This window comes from Streptomyces sp. ALB3 (assembly GCF_044385685.1).
Taxonomy (GTDB): Bacteria; Actinomycetota; Actinomycetes; order Streptomycetales; family Streptomycetaceae; genus Streptomyces.
Window position 1 is genome coordinate 48414 of record NZ_JBISCE010000041.1, and the last position, 18706, is coordinate 67119.

At 73.3% G+C, this 18706-nt stretch carries 14 protein-coding genes and 1 tRNA gene; 4 read left to right on the top strand and 11 right to left on the bottom strand.

From position 1 onward, the window contains the following. Window positions 1–299 precede the first annotated feature (299 nt). The 4 genes from ACHFIV_RS26730 to ACHFIV_RS26745 all read right to left on the bottom strand — a co-directional run bounded on the left by ACHFIV_RS26730 (window position 300) and on the right by ACHFIV_RS26745 (window position 6216). Window positions 300–1829, bottom strand: coding sequence for an LAETG motif-containing sortase-dependent surface protein (locus ACHFIV_RS26730; protein WP_398974055.1), 1530 nt, complete (start codon window positions 1827–1829; stop codon window positions 300–302). A 187-nt stretch (window positions 1830–2016) separates the two neighbouring features. After that, window positions 2017–2442, bottom strand: a complete 426-nt coding sequence (locus tag ACHFIV_RS26735) for a single-stranded DNA-binding protein (RefSeq protein ID WP_398974057.1) — start codon at window positions 2440–2442, stop codon at window positions 2017–2019. A 175-nt stretch (window positions 2443–2617) separates the two neighbouring features. Beyond that, window positions 2618–4576 carry a YfjP family GTPase gene (locus ACHFIV_RS26740; protein ID WP_398974060.1) on the bottom strand — a complete coding sequence of 653 codons (1959 nt, stop codon included), beginning with the start codon at window positions 4574–4576 and terminating at the stop codon, window positions 2618–2620. Further along, window positions 4573–6216 carry a dynamin family protein gene (locus ACHFIV_RS26745; RefSeq protein ID WP_398974063.1) on the bottom strand — a complete coding sequence of 548 codons (1644 nt, stop codon included), beginning with the start codon at window positions 6214–6216 and terminating at the stop codon, window positions 4573–4575. The genes ACHFIV_RS26740 and ACHFIV_RS26745 overlap by 4 nt, the downstream gene beginning before the upstream one ends. 318 nt (window positions 6217–6534) lie before the next feature. Between ACHFIV_RS26745 and ACHFIV_RS26750 the strand changes: the two genes are divergently transcribed. After that, window positions 6535–6607, top strand: a tRNA-Arg gene (locus ACHFIV_RS26750). A gap of 422 nt (window positions 6608–7029) precedes the next feature. Here ACHFIV_RS26750 and ACHFIV_RS26755 read toward each other — a convergent pair. After that, window positions 7030–7617: a hypothetical protein gene (locus ACHFIV_RS26755; protein WP_398974066.1), complete on the bottom strand. Its 588-nt coding sequence runs from the start codon at window positions 7615–7617 to the stop codon at window positions 7030–7032. Window positions 7618–8005: 388 nt separating this feature from the next. On the opposite strand from ACHFIV_RS26755, the gene ACHFIV_RS26760 reads away from it, so the two are divergent. The 3 genes from ACHFIV_RS26760 (at window position 8006) to ACHFIV_RS26770 (ending at window position 10606) form a co-directional block, all read left to right on the top strand. After that, entirely contained in the window at window positions 8006–9307 is a 1302-nt protein-coding gene (locus tag ACHFIV_RS26760) for a phosphoribosyltransferase family protein (RefSeq protein WP_398974069.1), read from the top strand. A gap of 53 nt (window positions 9308–9360) precedes the next feature. After that, on the top strand, window positions 9361–9924 hold the full coding sequence (locus ACHFIV_RS26765; protein WP_398974072.1) for a GNAT family N-acetyltransferase: 564 nt from the start codon (window positions 9361–9363) through the stop codon (window positions 9922–9924). A gap of 367 nt (window positions 9925–10291) precedes the next feature. Beyond that, entirely contained in the window at window positions 10292–10606 is a 315-nt protein-coding gene (locus tag ACHFIV_RS26770; protein WP_398974075.1) for an L-rhamnose mutarotase, read from the top strand. A 128-nt stretch (window positions 10607–10734) separates the two neighbouring features. Here the strand turns inward: ACHFIV_RS26770 and ACHFIV_RS26775 are convergent, their stop codons facing one another. The 6 genes from ACHFIV_RS26775 to ACHFIV_RS26800 form a co-directional block, all read right to left on the bottom strand. Next, window positions 10735–12330 carry a vWA domain-containing protein gene (locus ACHFIV_RS26775; protein ID WP_398974822.1) on the bottom strand — a complete coding sequence of 532 codons (1596 nt, stop codon included), beginning with the start codon at window positions 12328–12330 and terminating at the stop codon, window positions 10735–10737. 126 nt (window positions 12331–12456) lie between these two features. Further along, entirely contained in the window at window positions 12457–13350 is an 894-nt protein-coding gene (locus tag ACHFIV_RS26780; protein WP_398974078.1) for an ABC transporter permease, read from the bottom strand. After that, a complete protein-coding gene (locus ACHFIV_RS26785) occupies window positions 13347–16055 on the bottom strand; it encodes an alpha/beta fold hydrolase (protein WP_398974081.1) in 2709 nt (902 codons plus the stop codon). The genes ACHFIV_RS26780 and ACHFIV_RS26785 overlap by 4 nt, the downstream gene beginning before the upstream one ends. A 171-nt stretch (window positions 16056–16226) precedes the next feature. Continuing rightward, a complete protein-coding gene (locus tag ACHFIV_RS26790) occupies window positions 16227–16988 on the bottom strand; it encodes an SDR family oxidoreductase (protein WP_398974084.1) in 762 nt (253 codons plus the stop codon). Next, window positions 16985–17581 carry a DUF4291 domain-containing protein gene (locus tag ACHFIV_RS26795; RefSeq protein WP_398974087.1) on the bottom strand — a complete coding sequence of 199 codons (597 nt, stop codon included), beginning with the start codon at window positions 17579–17581 and terminating at the stop codon, window positions 16985–16987. The genes ACHFIV_RS26790 and ACHFIV_RS26795 overlap by 4 nt, the downstream gene beginning before the upstream one ends. A gap of 50 nt (window positions 17582–17631) precedes the next feature. Then, window positions 17632–18672 carry a phosphotransferase family protein gene (locus tag ACHFIV_RS26800; protein WP_398974090.1) on the bottom strand — a complete coding sequence of 347 codons (1041 nt, stop codon included), beginning with the start codon at window positions 18670–18672 and terminating at the stop codon, window positions 17632–17634. Window positions 18673–18706 lie beyond the last annotated feature (34 nt).

Sequence of the window (18706 nt, forward strand, 5' to 3'; positions counted from 1 at the left end):
GTCCGCGCCCGGACGGAAACCCGTCCGGCCCCCGGTACCGTCCCCGCACCACCGTCCGGCCGCGTGGACGGGCCCCGGACGGCTCCGCGAGCGGTCCCGGAACGGCCTCGTGGCGGCCCTGGAGACGGTCCGCGAACGGCCCCGGGGCAACCGGCGGGAACAGCCCGGGGCCGGTCCGGTACAGCTCCGGGCCGAGCCCGGGCGGTGCGGTTCCGGGACGCCGGTACGCGAAGGGCCCGGCACGGAGGTCGTCCGTACCGGGCCCTTCACCGGCGCGTTCCCGCCGCGCCCGTGCTCACTCACTCACCGCTGTCCTGCGGCTTCTTCCGGCGGAGCAGGAAGACCGCGCCGCCGCCGAGGACGACGAGGGCGATGGCGACACCCGCGATGACCGGAGTGGCGCTGGAGCCGCCGGTCTCCGCGAGGTCGCCCTCGGCTCCGGTGGAGCTGGTGCCCATCCGGGCGGGCACGGGCTCGGAGCCGCTCTGGGTGACGATGTCGTCACCGGCGTCGGGTGCGCCCGCCGTCGCGCAGTCCAGGACGCCCCTGAAGTTCTTGCTGAATCCGCCGGGCCCGGTGATGGTGAAGTCGTACGCCTGGTCCTCGGCGACCGGGATCGTCACCGTGCGGGTCTCACCCGCCGCGATGGTGTGCTCGGTGCCGGCCAGCTCGAAGGTGAACGCCTCGTCGCCCTTGTTACCGGCCGTGATGTCCACGCCGCCCTTGGCGCAGTTCTTCCGCGCGGTGAGCGCGGGCACCGCGCCCTTCTCCGCCCAGGTGGCGCTCGCCGTCGCGGTGACCGTGGACTCGCTGGAGCCGGCGAGGATCATGGTCTGGCTCTTGGTCAGACCGGCGAAGACCCGGCCGACGGGCACCGACGTGGTGGCCTGCACGGTCATCGCCGCGGAGCCGTCCGCGGCGCCCTCTGGGATGTCGAAGTAGAGGCCGGTGCCGTCAGCGGCCTCGGTGACGGGCCTGCCGTCCTTGTCGGTGACCTTGACCCCGCCCGCGGCGGCGTCGGCGGGCGGGGTCACGGAGACCTGGCCCGCGTCGGTACGGACGGTGACGGGGCCGACCCGCTCGCCGGCCTTGCCCGAGACCGCGGCGGGCTCCAGCGCCACGGACGCCTTCGGCTCCGCGACGCTCTTCGCCTTCTTCTCCAGCCAGTCGGCCAGCTTCTCCGCCTGCGCGTCCTTGGCCTCGACGTCCGCCTCGTCGGAGAACCGCCAGATCGCGACCTGGGTGCCCGCCGCCGCCGTCCTGGCGGTCAGGGGCCCGGTGCCGGCCTCGTCGGAGAGCTCGGCGAGGTCGTCGACCTGCGGGTACGAGTGCTGCAGGATCCAGCGGATCTTGCCTGCGTTCCCGTTGGCGCCGAGCGAGGTCTGGTCCCAGGGGGTCTCCAGGTACTTCGCGCGGTCCTGGGTGGGGTTGTGGATGTCGATGCAGTACGTCTTCAGCTGGCCGCCGCCGTCGACGTCCAGTTCGAAGAGGCCGGCGGGCAGCTCCTGGGTCGTGCCCGCCTCGCCGTCCTCGCCTCCGGTCCGGAGTACGGCACTGTCGTAGGTCTTCAGCCCGTCCAGCACGGCGGTCGCCCCGCCCTGGTGCTGACCTGCCTCGTCCGCCGTCGCCGCCGTCGCGGTCGTGGCTCCGACGAGGGTTCCCGCGGCGACCAGTCCGCCCGCCAGCATCGCGGCTGCCGTTCTGACGAGGCCACGGCCCCGGCCGTCGCCGGCGGGCTCCTGGCCGGGCCGCCTGTTTCCGCTCCGGCTCCGGCTCCCCGGGGAGCCCTCCGTCGACGACGAAGTGGACGCTGAAGACACAGAAAACACAGAATTCCCCTCCGGGCGAGACCTCACGCATGATGCGCGTGTGGGAGGTGTCCCGCCAGCAGACTCAAGTGCCGCATGAGTACTGGGGAATCGTAAGGAGCGAGCGAAGAGGATTCCCCCGCCTTACCGTCAGACAACCATTCCGACTCATAATCGTTATGGCCCTGTTGGGCGCGCCCCCTCCCCTTCAGGACAGCGATGCCATTTCCGTGGCCGGTTTCTGACGATGCGTAGGCGCCGTCAGTGCGGGATCGCCTCTGACCACCCGCCGGAACGCGGCCGTCCCCCTCGTGAGGTCGTGTCCCACCGCGAGGGCGTCGATGTCCACGGAGGTCTTCCACGCCCCGTCCCGCTCCTCCTCGCGGACCTTCAGCCGGCCGTGCACGACGAGTGGCTCTCCGACCGATACCGAGCCGGAGAGATTGGCCGCGAGTGTCCGCCGCGCCCACACCGTGTAGAAACTGGTGCGTCCGTCCGCCCAGACCTGCTGCTCCCGGTCCCACCTCCGGGGCGTCACCGCCAATCGGAATCGCGCCGTCGATCCCGTCGCGGTCTCCCGGAAGTCGACCGCGGTCGCGGCGTTTCCCACGAGTGTCACCAAGGTCTCGTTCATTTCCCGTCGCCCCCGATTCCTGCCGCATTCCGTCCGCTTTCCGTACCGCTGTCCGCCCTGCACCGATGCGGTGCGAGGACGCGCGACGCGTGCGCGACGTGCGATGCGGTGTGTGTCCGTCATCCGCTGCGCACCATGCTGGACGGGAACCGGGAACGTCGCTCGGGCCTGTGGACTACCCACCGGTTGTGGAGAACTCCGTCACCGCCACATACCGCTCCCGCACCTCGCGGTAGCGCGCCAGTTCCGCCGCCACCGGGTCGAGGACCCTGGCCCTCCCGCAGCCGGCCGCGGCCTCGCGGAGCCGCCGCTCCGCCTCCTGCCCGTACCGGCGTGCGGGCCCCCGCGCCGCGGCCGCGCACGACCACTCGACGAGCGGCCCGCCGACCACCCCGGCGAGCATGAGGAGGGCCGGAGTGAGCAGTCCCGGCTCGATGACGCCCACGATCTGGCCGAGCAGCCACAGGCCCCCGAAGATCTGGAGCAACGTCATCGAGGCCTGGGCGAGCACGGCGGCGGGCCACCACGCCGGGCGCGGCGGCCTGGCACCACGGCCGCCCGGACCTCCCGCGACGGGCCGGCCCACGGAACCGGACCCCCGCTCCGCCCGGCCTCCCGACGTGCTCCGCACGCCCCGTCCCGTGTCCGTACGCCCGCCCGGGCCCACGGGGGTGGCCCCGGTGTCCCGGCTCCCTCCACGGTTCCGGCCCCCCGCCTGCGCGTTCCGAGTCAGCTCGTCCAGCGCCTCGGGCAGCCCCTTCGCCCCGGCCACCGCCGCCTCGCGCACGGCCTGCGCCCACGGTGCGGGCAGCCCGTCCACCGCGTCGTCCGCGAGTCTGCGCACGGCCTGCTCCACGCGCTGCCGGGCGGTGAGCTCCTCCTCGGGCGGCGCGAGCGCCTGCGCCATCAGGTCGAGGCCGCCCAGCTGCCGGGTGGACTCGTACCAGCGCCACAGCCGCAGCCAGGGCGTGCCGCAGGCCCGGCCGGCGTTCCTGCGCCACTCCCGTTCCGCCGCCTCCCCCGCCGTCGCCGCGCCCACGGCGTCCGCGAGCCGGTCGGTGAACTCCTCGCGGGCCCGCTCGCCGAGCCCCGGCCGCCCCTCGGCGACGTACACCGGACGGAGCCGCGCGGCGGCCGCGTCCACGTCGGCGGACAGCCTGCGTGCCGCCGCCGTACGGTCCTGGACGAACCTGCCGAGCAGCTCACGCAGGTCGCCCACCCCGGCCCCGGTGAGCGCGGAGAGGGACATGACGGTGGCGCCCGGCTCGCCGTGCTCCCCCACCGCCATCCCGTCCTCGTCGAGCAGCCGGCGCAGATCGTCCAGGACCAGGTCGGCGGCCTCGGCGGAGAGCCGGTCGATCTGGTTGAGCACGACGAACGAGACCTCGGCGTGTCCGGCGAGCGGACGCAGATAGCGTTCGTGCAGGGCCGCGTCGGCGTACTTCTCGGGGTCGACGACCCAGATCACCGCGTCGACCAGTGCCAGCACCCGGTCGACCTGCTCCCGGTGGCCGGTCGCCGCCGAGTCGTGGTCGGGCAGATCGACCAGCACGAGCCCTTGCAGCGCCTCGTCGGTGGCCGTGCAGCCCTGTACGGGCCTGCGCCGGAGCCGGCCCGGGACGGCCAGCCGGTCGAGCAGCCCGGCGGCGCCGTCGGTCCAGCTGCACGCGATCGGAGCCGAGGTGGTCGGCCGGCGCAGCCCGGTGTCGGAGATCTGGACGCCCGCGAGCGCGTTGAAAAGGGTGGACTTCCCGCTGCCGGTGGCCCCCGCGACGGCGACGACCGTGTGCCGGGAGGAGAGCCGCTGGCGGGCCGACGCCTCGTCGAGGACGCGTCCGGCCTCGGCGAGGGTGACACCGTCGAGGCGGGCGCGGGAGAGCCCGACCAGTTCGCGCAGGGCGTCCAGCCGCGGCCGCAGGGGGCTTCCCGGCAGGCCGTACGCCTCGACCTGGGGCTCCGGACCGTCCTGGCCGGCCGCAACCGGCCCCGCCTCGGACCCCGCCTGTGCGGCGTCGGCGGCGCGGCGCGCGATGAGCCCGTCGTCCCAGTGCCGTACGTCGTCCCCCCGGCCGTCCCGCGTGCCCTCGCTCTCCGGTCCCTGCCCGTGGTCCCGGCCCTCAGTGACGGCAGTCATCGCTGCCACCTCTCCTTCTGCAGTACGGACAGCGCGGCGATCAGTTCGGCCTGCGGTTCGGGGGCGACTTCGAGCGCGTCCAGCGGGGCGAGCCGCCGGTCGCGTTCACCGTGCATGACCTGGTCCAGGCACTCGGTGAGCAGGGCCCCGCCCTTGTCGCGCAGACGCAGCGCCCCCTGGGCACCGATCCGTTCGGCGAGCTGCTCCCCGGCGCCCCTGGCGCGGCGTCCGCCGAGGAGTGCGGCGGCCAGCAGCGCCGCCACCGTCTCGGCGTCGGGCGCGGCACTGCGGTCGAGGAGCCGGGCCTCCTCCTCGGCCAGTTCCTCGAGCACCCGCCGCCAGCGCCGCACGGCCATGCCGATCCGGCCCTGGATGTCCTCGGCGGGCCCCCACCCGCCCGCCTCCCGGTCGGCGTCCTCGAACCGGAAGTCCCCGGCGGCGGGCTCACGCTGCCAGACCGCGCGGATCTGCTCGTCCGAGGCGGCGACGGCACACTGCAACAGAGCCGCCAGGCTCTCCACGAGTGCGTCCAGCAGCTCGCCCGCGGTGCTGTACAGCGGATACCCGCGCCACCGGGTGCGGGCGCCGCCGGAGAGCACGGCCCCGTCGCGGAGCCGCCGCCGCACGCGCGCGAGCTCCTTGCCGTACGCCTCCTCGACCACACCGGTCAGCCGTACGGCCGCGGCGTACTGGGCGGCCACCGCCCCGGCCAGCTCGGGCATCCGTACGTCGAGCGAGTCGATGACGCCGGACGCCGTGCGCCCCACCGCCTGCTGACGGGCCGCCGGGTCCTGCGCCCGGTGGGTGAGCCACGCGCGCAGGGGTGCGACGGCGGTGGTCGGCAGCAGCCCGCTGCCGCCGCCCGCGGACTCGGGCAGTTCGGGGATGGTGAAGCGGGGGACCTCACCCAGGCCGGCCCGGGTGAGCAGTGCCCCGTACTGCCGGGAGACCTCGGCGATCACCTGGTGCGGCACCCGGTCCAGCACGATGACCAGGGAGACGTCGTACTCCTTGGCGGTGCGCAGCAGGTGCCACGGCACGGCGTCCGCGTACCGGGACGCGGTGGTCACCATGACCCACACGTCGGCCGCGCAGATGAGCTCGGCGGCCAGGACACGGTTCCGTACGACGAGTGAGTCGATGTCGGGGGCGTCCAGGAGGGCCAGCCCCCGGGGCAGGGTCGCCGTGGTCTCCACCCGCAGCACCGTGTCGTCCCGGTCGCCGTCGGCCCCGAAGTGGTCGAGCCCGTCCGGGTCGGGGACCTGCCCGGGAGGCAGCCACACCCGGGTCAGCTGCGGCAGCACCCGCACGCCGGCGAACCAGTGGTGGTCGTCGGGGTGGCAGACGAGTACGGGGGTGCGCGTGGTCGGGCGCAGCACGCCTGCCTCACTGACCCGGCAGCCCACCAGCGAGTTGACCAGCGTCGACTTGCCCGCGCCGGTGGATCCCCCGATCACCGCGAGCAGCGGTGCCTCGGGGTCCTTGAGACGTGGTACGAGGTAGTCGTCCAGCTGGGCGAGCAGTTCGGTCCGCGTCTGCCGGGCGCGCGGGGCACCCGGCAGCGGAAGTGGAAGACGCACGGCAGCGACACGGTCGCGCAGGGCGGAAAGTGCGTCGATGAGCTGGGGCCGTACGTCCATGGTTACCACATGTGAAGAATGCCCAATTTTGACGCCTTTTTGAAGCGTATAAGCCCCTCTGCGCGGCGGATCCACCCCGGGGGACAGAGGGGACGAGTGGGGCGCAGGCATAACGAGTGCACAACACCCGGGGCGCGAGGCGCCAAAAGCGATGCATGAATCGCACCTACCTGCGATTATCGGTTCGCTTCACCGAACCTCCACATCGTGCCACGCAGGTGAAGCAACCGGGACGAGGCGATCTGAGCCCTATCCTTGTCCCCGCAAGGTCGCGGATGGCTTGAACCAGTGCCTTCCGGGACACCAGGCCGTCACCTGGCCCCCGTAGCTCAGTGGATAGAGCAGGCGCCTTCTAAGCGCTTGGCCGCAGGTTCGAGTCCTGCCGGGGGCGCACATCGCGCACCACTGTGAGGCCCTCCACCCCGGAGGGCCTTTTCGCTGGTCGGGCACATTACCGAGCGATGCGTAGCGGGAACGTAAGCGCCGGGCCGCCCCCGTGTGACCACCAGAACGGTCCGGCACTGTCCGGCTGTCACCGGGCTTCCGCGGGTGGCTACGGACAATCCACGGAGACGTGCGCCGCGCTTCTCATCACTCCATGTGGGGCAGCGCGCGATCACGACCCTCACGACCCGGGCGGCCCCTGGAGCACGCGTGAGCGCCGGACCGGCTCCGGTGGCGGGAGGGCGGTCCGGCGCTGTCTGCCGCAGGTCGTACACACGCGTGCCCGGGTATGGGGCGAGCTCATCGGGGGTGGCCGGGGGTTCGCCCTGTCCGCGCTTCCCCCGGCTTCTTCCAGGGGCGGTCAGCGACTCACTTCCGCTTCACCGGCGGGCACGTGCCCGTGTCCTCACCGATGGAGTTGATCTCGGCGTTCGAGCGGGAGTCCTCCGCGTAGTCGATCTGGTCCGTGCACTTCGCATCCGGGTCCTTCGGGGTACCCGACGCCTCGCCCGGCTTCCGCACCGGCGGGCACGTGCCCGTGTCCTCGCCGATGCTGTTGATCTCGGCGTTCGAGCGGGAGTCGCCCGCGTAGTCGATCTGGTCCGTGCACTTCGCGCCCGGGTCCTTCGGGGTACCCGACGCCTCGCCCGGCTTCCGCACCGGCGGGCACGTGCCCGTGTCCTCGCCGATGCTGTTGATCTCGGCGTTCGAGCGGGAGTCGCCCGCGTAGTCGATCTGGTCGGTGCACTTCGTGCCGGACTCGCCGGACCTGGCGGGCGTGCCGGACGACCCGCCCTCCGCGGTGCCGGGCCCCGGGGTACTCGCGGCCGTCGCCGTCGCCGATGAACTGCGCGCGGACGAGGACGCGTTGTCGCCGCCGTCGTTGTTGCATGCCGTCAGCGCCAGGCCGAGGGCCACCGCCGTCATGGTCAGTACCGAGATCTTCCGAGTGCGCATACCGGTGTCAGTCCTTCGCGTGTGCTGCGCTCCTGGGGAGCGGGCGAGTGAGCCGGGCGGCTGTTCGCCCGTGTGGTTTCCGCTGTGCCAGATGGCCGGTGCGGTTGCCCGAGTTGCTTCTTGATCGCCTTCAGGACACTTTCGTGACATGACGGTGGTCGCGTCGTGAAGTCGGCAGCGGGCGTGTGACGCCACTGCGGGCGCCCCGCCCCGTTGTGCGGGTGCTCGCCTCCACCCGCGAACGCGCCGTGCCCCCGGATCAGGGCCGCACCGGTTCGCTCCGTGCGACGGCCGTCCCCGACTTGCCGAACCGGTGCACATGGGATTGTTTCGGAGGTGGGGGTGCGCACGCGTGTCCGGCTCTGCCCCCTGTTGGAGGTGAACCACCGTGCTGTTCACCGATCGCACGGATGCCGGGCGGCGGCTCGGGGCGGCACTGACGCACCTGGGACGGCACGACCCCGTCGTCCTGGGACTGCCGCGTGGCGGGGTCCCCGTGGCGTACGAGGTGGCGCAGGCCCTCCGCGCTCCGCTCGATGTGATCGTCGTCCGCAAGCTCGGGGTGCCGTACCACCCGGAACTCGGTTTCGGTGCCATCGGCGAGGGCGGAGTGCGGGTCATCAGCGACGAGATCGTCCGCCACGCCGGGGTGCGGGAGAAGGACCTCGTCGCCGTCGAGCGCGCCGAGGAGGCGGAGCTCGCGCGGCGGGCCCACGCCTACCGAGAGGGCAGGCCGCGCCGGCCCCTGAAGGGGCGCGCGGTGGTCGTGGTGGACGACGGGGTCGCCACCGGAGCGACCGCGAGGGCTGCCTGTCAGGTGGTGCGGGCGCAGGGCGCCGCCCATGTCGTCCTTGCCGTGCCGGTCGCCTCGCCGGATGTCGCCGCCAGGCTGCGCGAGGACGTCGACGAGGTCGTGTGCCTCTCTACACCGAGCCCCTTCTCCGCCGTGGGTGAGTGGTACCGGGACTTCTCCCAGACCTCCGACGAGGAGGTCGTCGCCCTGCTGGCCCGGGGTTCCGGAGGCGTCGTCACGGCCGAGGAGGTCGAGATCGACGCGGGCGGCGTCACGCTCCCCGGGGATCTCGCCGTCCCGGGGGACGCCGGGGCGGTCGTGGTGTTCGCCCACGGCTCCGGCAGCAGCCGCCGCAGCCCGCGCAACCGTTCCGTGGCCTCGGCGCTCCACCGCGCCGGCCTGGGCACCCTGCTCTTCGACCTGCTGACTCGCGGGGAGGAGGCCCACCGCGACAACGTCTTCGACATCGGCCTGCTGGCCGGGCGGCTCGCGGACACCACCAGCTGGCTCAGGGGACGTGCGGGGCTTCCGGTGGGCTCCTTCGGAGCGAGCACGGGTGCGGCGGCGGCGCTGAGGGCCGCCGCCGCGGACCCGGACGCGGGGGTCGGCGCCGTGGTGTCCCGGGGCGGGCGTCCCGATCTGGCCGGGGCCGATCTGGCCGGGGTACGCGCACCCACCCTGCTCATCGTGGGCGGTGACGACACCACGGTGATCGACCTCAACCGGCAGGCACAGGCGTCCCTGCGGTGCGAGAACCGGCTGGAGATCGTCCCCGGCGCCTCGCATCTGTTCGAGGAGCCGGGCGCCCTGGACCGGGTCGCCGACCTGGCGGGGAACTGGTTCGGCGAGCACCTCCTCCGGAAGCCCTCCCAGGATCCCCGCGCCTTCCCCACCTGAGCGCGTCCTATGCTTTCCGCGACGGGGTCCGAGGGCGGGGAGCGGGGTGTGTCGTGCGGGTCCAGCTGATCGACGCCGGCGGTCTTCCCGCCTACGCCGACGGGATCCGCCTGGTGTACGCCGAGGTGTTCTCCGCGCCGCCGTGGAACGAGGACCCGTCGGCTGCCGCGCTGTACACCGAGCGGCTCGCCTCCGACGCCCGGCGCCCCGGGTTCACCGCCGCGCTCGCCCTCGACCGGGGCTCCGTGGGCGGCTTCGCGACCGCGTGGACCACGCCCGCCGCCTTTCCCTCGGACCGGAGCTACGGACACGTCGCCGAGGCCCTCGGGCCCGAGCGGACCGAGGACTGGCTGTGCGGGGGCCTGGAGGTCGACGAGCTGGCCGTCGCCCCGGCCGCGCGCGGCACGGGGCTGGGAGCGGCACTGCTCTCGGCGGTCACCGGGGCAGCCCCTGGCGGGCGGTGCTGGCTGCTGACGTCCGTGCGGGCCGAGGGGACGCTGCGCTTCTACCGGCGCGCGGGCTGGCATCAGGTGCGGGTCCAGGTCCCCGGCAGGGCGGGACTCGTCGTCCTGCTCGGACCGGACCATCCGGCGGCAGCGAGCGCGGCTCGCCTGTGAGGGAGGCGCGCAGCCCGGCCCACCCAGTGAATCGGTTCAGGCGACCGGAGGGCGGTGCCCTGTCCCGAGGGCCGTCACGACCGCCCGCCTCTTCCCCCTGATCGCACCGCATGTCGCCGCCGTTGCCCGGAACTTCCGGCCATCGGCCCATTGACTGCGCCCGCACTCCCCGTCTACCTTCCGAGCACCCTGATTGAAACCTTTCTGTCCGGCGCCGGGCGGGCCGGGCGGTCTCCCGAGGGGTCCGAGACGGCAGGCTCGGTGAGTACACCGCCGGCAGGGACGGTGGATGATCCTGGCCGAGCCGGCCGTCCTCGGATCCGGGGACATCGACGATTTCGACTTCTGAACCGGGGGGACCGGCTCCGTGCAGCGTGTCTGCTTTCTGCTGAAGGTCCGTGAGGACCGCAAGGACGAATACCGCGAGCGCCATGCCGCCGTGTGGCCGGACATGCTCGCCGCTCTGTCGGCCTCGGGCTGGCACAACTACTCGCTGTTCCTGCGCGAGGACGGCCTGCTGGTCGGCTATCTGGAGACGGAGGACTTCGACGGGGCCCGGGAGGCGATGGCGGCGACCGAGGTCAACGCACGGTGGCAGCGGGAGATGGCCGAGTTCTTCGAGCAGCCTGAGGCCGCCGACGAGGCCATGGTCCCGCTGACCGAGGTGTTCCACCTGGCCTGAGCGGGGCCGCTCCGTCCGCCCCGGCTGTCCCCGGCCGCGACGGCTGTCGGGTGCTCGGCGGGTTCCGGGGCCCCACCGCGGGGACGGGCCCGGCGTGGAGGCCTCCCCGCCGGGCCCGGACGGCCGTGTCAGCCGACTTCGCCCTCGCCCCCGTCACCCGGAGGCGAGTCGCCACCGCCGTTCCTGATCCGGTCGGCCTGTCCGATCATCGTCGCGAGTTTGTCCACGGAGCTGTCCTCGGTGGAGGAGGCCAGCGCCCTCGCGCGGGTGGCGAGTGCACCCAGCGTGGGCGTGCCGGGCAGGTCCCCGCCGCGCAGGGTGTCCGCGAAGTAGGCGGCCACCGCCGTCACCTGGAGCCGGTCGTTGTCCCCGCCCCAGAGCTTGCCGTCGATCGCGCCGGTGGTCACCGAACCGGTCTCCTCGTGCGCCTTCCTCGTTTTCGGGTCGAGCCAGCGCACCGTCGCCGTCGCCACGCGGCCGGAGGCGCCCTCCCGCAGCCGCACGGCGTAGAGCGCGGTCACCGTGTGGCCGGGGCCCACCTCTCCGCCGTCGACGCCGTCGTCCCTGAAGTCCTCGTCGGCGACCTTGCGGTTCTCGTAGCCGATGAGCTCGAACTGCCTGACCGTCTTACGGTCGAAGGCCACCTGGGCCTTGGCGTCGCGTGCGCGGAGTTCGACGTGGGCGGGCAACTGGTCGACGAAGACCTTCCTGGCCTGCGTCTCGTCGGCGATGTAGGTGGTGTTGCCGTCGCCCTTGTTGGTGAGGCGTTCCATCAGCTCGTCGCCGTAGTCACTGCCGACCCCGACCCCGAACAGGGTGATGCCGTGTTCCTCGCGGGCGTCCCCGATCCGTTCGAGGATCGCGTCGGCTTCCGTCTCACCGGTGTTCGCGAGCGCGTCGGAGAGCAGGACGACCCGGTTGTTGGCACCCTTGCGGTGGCCCTCGACCGCCTCGTCGTAGCCACGTTCCACACCGGCGGCCACGTTCGTGGAGGCGGCGGGTTCCATGGCCTCGACGGCGTCCCGGAGCTTGGTGCGGTTGCCCTGGAGACGGGTCATCGGGAGCCGGGTCTCGGCCTTGTCGCTGAAGGTGACCAGGGATACGGAGTCGTCGTCGCGCAGTTCGTCGGCGAGGATGCCCAGCGAGGTCTTCGCCAGGTCGAGCCGGCCCGGCTCGGACATCGATCCGGAGATGTCGACGACGAAGGTCAGGGCGGCGGGCGGGCGTTCGCCGGTGCCGGAGGCTGCCCTGGTGGCCAGGCCGACCCGCACCAGCGACCAGTCGGCGGCGTCCGGCCGGGCGCCGTCGACGCTGACGGAGAAGCCGTTGCCCTCCGGCGCCTCGTAGCCCTGGCGGAAGCTGTTGACGAACTCCTCCGGACGCACCGTGCCGGCTGCCGGCAGCTGCCCGTCACCCAGGGTGCGGCGCGCGTAGCCGTAGCTGGCGGTGTCCACGTCGAGAGCGAAGGTCGACAGGTAGTCGGGGGCGGTGCTCTCCCGCGCCGTGCCGCCCTCCGCCCGCTTCGTCCCGTCCTCGTCCTGTCCCGGCGCGGCGGACGGTGCGGCGGGGGCCCGTTTGTCCCCCGCCGGGCCGCCGTTCCCGGCGACGCCGCGTTCGGCGGCGGAGTCGTGGCCCGTGCCCGTGCCGCCGCAGCCGGTGAGCAGGATTCCTCCTGCCATGAGGAGCGCGAGCGCTCCCCGGTGTGTCCTTGCCCTGCGTTCCATCGGTACCCCCCACGTCGTGGACATCTGTGAATGTGACGTGCGGGGCGGCCCGGCGGAGTCGTCGGAAGCGTTGCGGAACAGTCTCGATGGCGCAACAACGGGCTTCGTGGCGGCGGAACATCAAGGTCAGGACACGATGTCCTTACGACTGAACCCGCGGAAGGCGAAGGCGAACAGGATCAGGGCATAGGTCACCGACACCGCCGCGCCCTTGACCATGCCGCCCCATTCGAGCTCGGGCTGGAGTGCGTCGGCCCAGGCGAACTGCCAGTGCGCGGGCAGGAACTCGCGCCAGGTCCCGAGAGCGGTGACCGCGTCCAGGACGTTTCCGACGATCGTCAGCCCGACCGCGCCGCCCACCGCGCCCAGCGGTGCGTCCGTCCTCGTCGAGAGCCAGAACGCCAGCCCGGCCGTGACGAGCTGGGAGACGAAGATGAAGGCGACGACGAGCGCGAGGCGCGGCACGGTGTCCGAGGTGCCGAGCTCGCCCCCGGTGGGCAGTCGCAGCGGCCCCCAGCCGTACGCGACGGCTCCGGCGCCCAGGGCGACGAGCGGCAGCAGCACCATCGCGGCGAGGCTGAAGCCGAGCGCCACGACGAGCTTGCTCCACAGCAGCCTGGCCCTGGGGACGGGCGCCGCGAGCAGGTAGCGCAGCGAGGACCAGCTCGCCTCGGAGGCCACGGTGTCGCCGCAGAAGAGGGCGACCGGCACCACGAGCAGGAAGCCGGCGGAGACGAAGAGGCAGGTCGCGGCGAAGTTCGCCGCGGACTGCGTCGCGACGTCCATGAGGTTGATCCGCGAGCCGCCCCCATCGGGACCGCCGCCGTCCCCGCCACCCGGGGTACCGCCGACCGCGAAGGCGATGATCAGGATGAACGGCAGTGCGGCGAGCACCCCGCCCATGAGCAGGGTGCGGCGCCTGCGCAGCTGTCGCATCGCCTCCACCCGCAGCGGCAGGGTGCGGCGGGCGTGGTATCCGGGGGCTTCGGCGAGGGCCTGGATCTCTGGTGCGGAGCTCATGCGGATCCTTGGGAGATGAGGGTGAGGAACGCGTCCTCCAGGCGGCGGTGCGGTCCGACACCCGTCACCGGTACGTCGAGACGCACGAGTTCGGAGACCAGCTGCGAGGCTGTGGCACCGTCGAGGCGGACCAACAGGCCGTGACCGTCGTCGAGGCGGACGGCGGAGCCGATGCCCGGCAGGGCGCCCACCTTGTCGGCGAGCGGTTCGGCCACCTCGGCACCCGTCGTGACGAGCAGCATGTCGCCGGAACCGGTGATCTCGTCGACCGGACCGGCCTGGACGAGCCGGCCCCGGTCCATGACCACCAGGTGGGTGCAGGACTGTTCGACCTCGGAGAGGAGGTGGCTGGAGACGATCACGGTCCGGCCCCCGGCCGCGTACCGGATCATCACGTCCCGCATCTCGCGGATCTGGGGCGGGTCCAGCCCGTTGGTCGGTTCGTCGAGGATGAGGAGGTCCGGCATCCCGAGCATGGCCTGGGCGATGGCGAGACGCTGCCGCATGCCCTGGGAGTAGGTGCGCACGGCGCGGGCCAGCGCGTCGCCGAGGCCGGCGATCTCCAGCGCCTCGTCGATGTGGGCGTGCTCGGCGGGCCGGCCGGTGGCCTGCCAGTACAGCTCCAGGTTGGAGCGGCCCGACAGGTGCGGGAGGAAGCCGGCGCCCTCCACGAAGGAGCCCACGCGGGACAGCACGGGCGCGCCCGGACGGATCGCGTGCCCGAAGACGCGGATCTCTCCCGCGTCGGGGGTGATGAGCCCCATCAGCATGCGCAGGGTAGTGGTCTTGCCCGCGCCGTTCGGTCCGAGGAGGCCGAGGACCTGCCCCTTCTCGACACGGAAGCCGAGGTCGCGCACCGCGTACCTGTCGGCGGACCTGGCGTACTTCTTGGACAGGCCCGTGATCTGCAGCGGTACGCCGGTCAGCGCCTCGTCGGGGGCGGGAGTGGCGGTGCGGCGCCGTACGGTGAGCAGGAGTGCGGCGGCGATGACGAGGGCGGCTGCCGGGAGCCCCCAGGTCCACCAGGGAAGGGCGGCTGCGGCGGTCCGCACCGCGGGTGCGGTGGGGACGGTCAGCGGCCCGTCGAGGGAGACGGTGTACGTCGCGGGCTCGGCGGGTGACGCGTAGGCGAGGTCGGTCGCGGAGAGGACGAGCCGGAGCCGGTGCCCTGCGTCGACCTCGTGGTCGATGGCGGGCAGCGTCAGGTGGACCGGCTTGCCCTGCTCCTCGGGAGTGATCCGGTAGGGGGCGACGAGCTGGTGGGGCAGCACCTGCTGCTTCCCGTCCGGTGAGACGTCGTAGACCTTGCCGAACAGCACCGCGTCGCCGTGGTCCGCTCGCACGTTCACGCGGACCGTCGGGGATCCGGTGACGTGTACGGCGCTGTCCAGCGGGGCGGATTCGAAGCGTGCGTACTGCCCGGGGAAGTCGAGGGAGAGGCCGACGCCGAGCGAGGACAGCTGGGAGAGCCCGCCGCCGACGCCCGGGACGGCGGAGACGGAGGGCGGGTTCGCCCCCGCGGGGTTGCGGAAGGTCTGCGTCAGGCCGCCGGCCGTCGGGGCCCCGTTCCGGCCGCCGCCCGGCAGGGGCCGCTGTCCCGCGCCGGTCAGGGCGATCTCCCGTCCGCCGCTGGTCAGTCCGGGGTAGGCGGCACTGCTCGCGCCGCGCTTGAGGGCGGCGCCGTCGGTGGAGTCGACGCCGCCGGTCCGGGTCACCCGGAATCCCGGCCCGGTACCGGCACCCTCGTCCTCCTTCAGGTACCGGTCGAACCAGTCGCCGACGCGGCCTTCGACACGGTCGCCCTCGTCGTCCCCTCCGTCGTGCCCGCCCGAGATCCAGTCGACCGAGACGGGCGCCCCGTTGGCCTTCACGGCCTCGGCCATGGCGTCGGCCTGGCCGAGGGGGAACAGGGAGTCGCTCTGGCCCTGGAGGATGAGCGCGGGTACGTCGATCCGGTCGGCCACGGCCTCGGGGGAACGTTCCGTCAGGAGCGCTCGCGCCGCGTCGTCGGGCTTGCCGCTGACGGCGACCCGCTCGTACATCTCGCACAGCTGCTTCTGGAACCTCTCGCAGCCGCCGCCGGAGGACACGAAGATCCCGGCCCACAGCTTCTTGAACACCCCGTCCGGGAACAGCGCGTCGGCGAGGTTCCAGTAGCTGATCACCGGCGCGATGGCGTCGACCCGCTCGTCGTGACCCGCGGCGAGCAGGGACACGGCGCCGCCGTACGAGGCGCCGGTCACACCGACGCGCGGGTCGCCCTTCGCGTCGAGCTCCACCTCGGGCCGGTCCGCCAGCCAGTCGATGAGCCCGGACACGTCCTTGACCTCGGCGTCGGGGGCGTTGAGGGTGATCTCCCCGCTCGTCCTCCCGAATCCGCGGGCGGACCACGTCATGACGGCGTACCCGTCGGCGGCCAGCTTCTCGGCCTGCGCGCGCACGTCGTCCTTGCTGCCGCCGAAGCCGTGGCCGATGAGGACGGCGGGCCGGCGCTGCGCGCCTCCGGACGTGAAGTACGAGGTGTCGACCGACACCCCGTTCATCTTCATCATCCGGTCCTGCCGGTGCACGGACGGCGCGCTGTCGTCGGCTGCGGCGGCCCAGGTACCGGCACCCGCGAGCACGGCGAGGGCGGCGGCGACCGCGGCCCACCGGCCTGGGGTACGGGGCAGCCGGTGCCGCCACCGGGAAGTCGGGTTCTCCATGACTCGACCCTAGACGGACCATCCGGAGGGCCGGGGTACCCCCGGGGGGAGGTGTGCGGCATCCCTGGGAGGTACGGCCGGCCTCCCCCGTACTCCGGATGCGGTACGCCGCCGCCGGGAAAGAGCACAAACAGGGACATGCACGTTCGCCCCTGCTGCGCTCCGGAAACGCTAGGCGAGGCCCCCGTTGCTCTGCAGCACCTGCCCGTTGACCCATCCGCCTTCCGCCGAGCAGAGGAACGTGACGAGGTTCGCGCAGTCCTGCGGCACGCCGAGGCGTCCCAGCGGTGTCCAGCCGGCCGTCTCCGTCTTCTGCTCCTCGGTCATCCACCCGGTGTCGGTCGGCCCGGGGTTGATCGCGTTGCAGGTGACTCCCAGGTGGGCGAGCTCGCGTGAGGCGGCCAGCGTGATCCGGTCCATCGCCCCCTTGCTCGCGCCGTACGGCAGGTTGCCGGCCGTGTGGTCGCTGGTCAGGCTGATGATCCGCCCGGTGCCGTGCTCCCCGCGGAACCGCAGCCCGTACTCCCGGATCAGCAGCCAGGTCGCCCGCGCGTTGACGGCGAAGTGCCGGTCGAAGCTCTCCACCGTCGTGTCCAGCAGTCCGGAGTCCACCGACTCGGCATGGCAGAGGACCAGCGCGGTGACGTCGCCCAGCTCGCGCTCCACGCTCCCGAAGAGCTGAGCCGGCACGGCCGTGTCGCTCAGGTCCGCCTCGACGGCGAGCGTGCGCGCGCCGAAGGACGACGCCTGCTTCCGCAGCGCCTCCGGGGCGCCGGGCTCCGTGCCCCACGGCATCCGCGCGTCGTAGGGGGTCCAGTACGTGAAGGCCACGTCCCAGCCGGCCCGCGCGAGGTCCAGCACCACGGAGGCGGCGATGCCCGCCGAACGTCCCGCGCCCGTGACCAGGGCCGACGGGCGGGCCGGGGCGCTCATCGGCCGGCCGCCACGGGCAGCGGCGCGCCGAGGTCCGGCAGCGGGTTCTCCTCCGGGAGCAGCCGGGCCGCCCCCTCCAGGTCGCCGGCCCGGACGAGTCCGTGGATCTCCCGGGCCAGCGGCGTGACGTCGCGTACGGAGACGAGCCACTCGTCCGCGTAGCGCCGTGCCGCCTCTCCGCTCAGCCCGAGCTGGAGGGAGCGGTACGGCAACGGGTTCAGGCGCAGATCGCGCTCGGGGTCCCACTGCACCCGTGCGGGACTACGGCGCATGCCGCGCTGCCAGGCGGCCCGGTCGGGGTGCACCCCCCTCACGTAGTGCGAGAGTTCGGCGTTCTCCAGTGCCCATGCGAAGCCCTCGCGGGTGATCTCCACGGCGAGCACGGTCTCCTGGCCCTCCTTCGTGCCCCAGCCGCAGCGGTACATCATCCACAGGAAGCTCGGCTTGATCCACGTCATGCGGTCACGCTTCCAGGCCGGCGGGAAGCGTCCGTCACGGGCGGTGGGCAGCCCGATGGCCGGCCGGTAGGCCTGGTACACGGTGACGGTGGAGTCGGTGTGCTGCGCGCGGATCTCGTACTGCGGTGCGGTCATACCGCCCAGGATGGCCGGGGAACACACTGTCCTGCCACAGCTTTTCCCCGCTACGGGCGCCGCCGGGGCACCGGTGTGAGAGCCGGCCAGCGGCCGAGGACGGCACGGCGCAGGTCCCCCGCGAGGACGCCGAGCCCCGTCAGCTCCCCGTCGTCCGAGGCCATGTCGGCGACCACGCCCAGCCGGTGGGCGAGGCGCTGCCTGGCGGTCGCGGTGCCCCAGGACCAGTCCTCGTCCGGGACGCGGGCCAGGTGGTCGGTGGTGCCGCGGTGGGCGCGCTCGACCAGGGCGTCACCTCGGATCAGCCAGCCCGCGCAGGCGTCGGCGAGGCCGTCGTCCTGGAGCTCCTTGCCGGTCTCGGCCGCCCATGCCGTGCGGTAGGCGGTCTCCGCCCGCTCCAGCAGCGGCCCGCCGGCTCTCGTGACACACCAGCAGGTCGGGAAACCGATGCGGAGGTAGGCGAGTTCCATCAGGCCGCTGCCCAGGGAGGCCTGCTCGAAGTCGATGAACCTGACACCGTCCGGTGTGTGCAGATCGTTGCCGGGGCACGGGTCGCCGTGGAGCAGGGCCGTCCCGTCCGCCCGGCCGAGGCGCTCCACGAGGGCGTCGAGCTCGTCCCGTACTCCCGGCGCCCCGGGGACTCCCAGGGTCTCGGCCAGGGCGAGGAACGAGGTGACGTCGGCACCGGTCGGGCCCTGCCAGCGAGGCAGCGCTCCGGCGTCGCCGGGGCGGGCGGCGGCGTGCAGCCGGGCGAGGGCCGCCGCGTAGCCGACGATCCAGTCGGCGGCGGGCCGCCGGTGGACGAGGTGTTCGAGCACGAGCACCCGCTGGACGGGGTCGGCGCCGAGGAGGACGGGCACGACCGGCGCGCCGGAGGCCCGGCCGGCGATCCGCAGGGCCGCCGCCTCGCGGGCGTACCGCTCGTCGGCCCCGGGACCGGCGACCAGCTGCTTCAACACCGCCGGACGGTCGGCCAGTTCGATGCGCCAGACCCGCGAGCGGGGGCTGCTCTCCAGGGCGGACGCGTGTGTGGGCGTGCCCAGCCGGTCCCTCAGTGCCTCGCCGAACGGGAGCCGCGACGTCGTCGCCATGGGCCGGTCCTCCACTCCGGGCGCCCGTGTCCCC

Bases quoted from the DNA above. Each gene is read 5' to 3' on its own strand.
- ACHFIV_RS26735 (WP_398974057.1), bottom strand. From the start codon at position 2,442: ATGAACGAGACCTTGGTGACACTCGTGGGAAACGCCGCGACCGCGGTC.
- ACHFIV_RS26740 (WP_398974060.1), bottom strand. From the start codon at position 4,576: ATGACTGCCGTCACTGAGGGCCGGGACCACGGGCAGGGACCGGAGAGC.
- ACHFIV_RS26745 (WP_398974063.1), bottom strand. From the start codon at position 6,216: ATGGACGTACGGCCCCAGCTCATCGACGCACTTTCCGCCCTGCGCGAC.
- ACHFIV_RS26755 (WP_398974066.1), bottom strand. From the start codon at position 7,617: ATGCGCACTCGGAAGATCTCGGTACTGACCATGACGGCGGTGGCCCTC.
- ACHFIV_RS26775 (WP_398974822.1), bottom strand. From the start codon at position 12,330: ATGGAACGCAGGGCAAGGACACACCGGGGAGCGCTCGCGCTCCTCATG.
- ACHFIV_RS26780 (WP_398974078.1), bottom strand. From the start codon at position 13,350: ATGAGCTCCGCACCAGAGATCCAGGCCCTCGCCGAAGCCCCCGGATAC.
- ACHFIV_RS26785 (WP_398974081.1), bottom strand. From the start codon at position 16,055: ATGGAGAACCCGACTTCCCGGTGGCGGCACCGGCTGCCCCGTACCCCA.
- ACHFIV_RS26790 (WP_398974084.1), bottom strand. From the start codon at position 16,988: ATGAGCGCCCCGGCCCGCCCGTCGGCCCTGGTCACGGGCGCGGGACGT.
- ACHFIV_RS26795 (WP_398974087.1), bottom strand. From the start codon at position 17,581: ATGACCGCACCGCAGTACGAGATCCGCGCGCAGCACACCGACTCCACC.
- ACHFIV_RS26800 (WP_398974090.1), bottom strand. From the start codon at position 18,672: ATGGCGACGACGTCGCGGCTCCCGTTCGGCGAGGCACTGAGGGACCGG.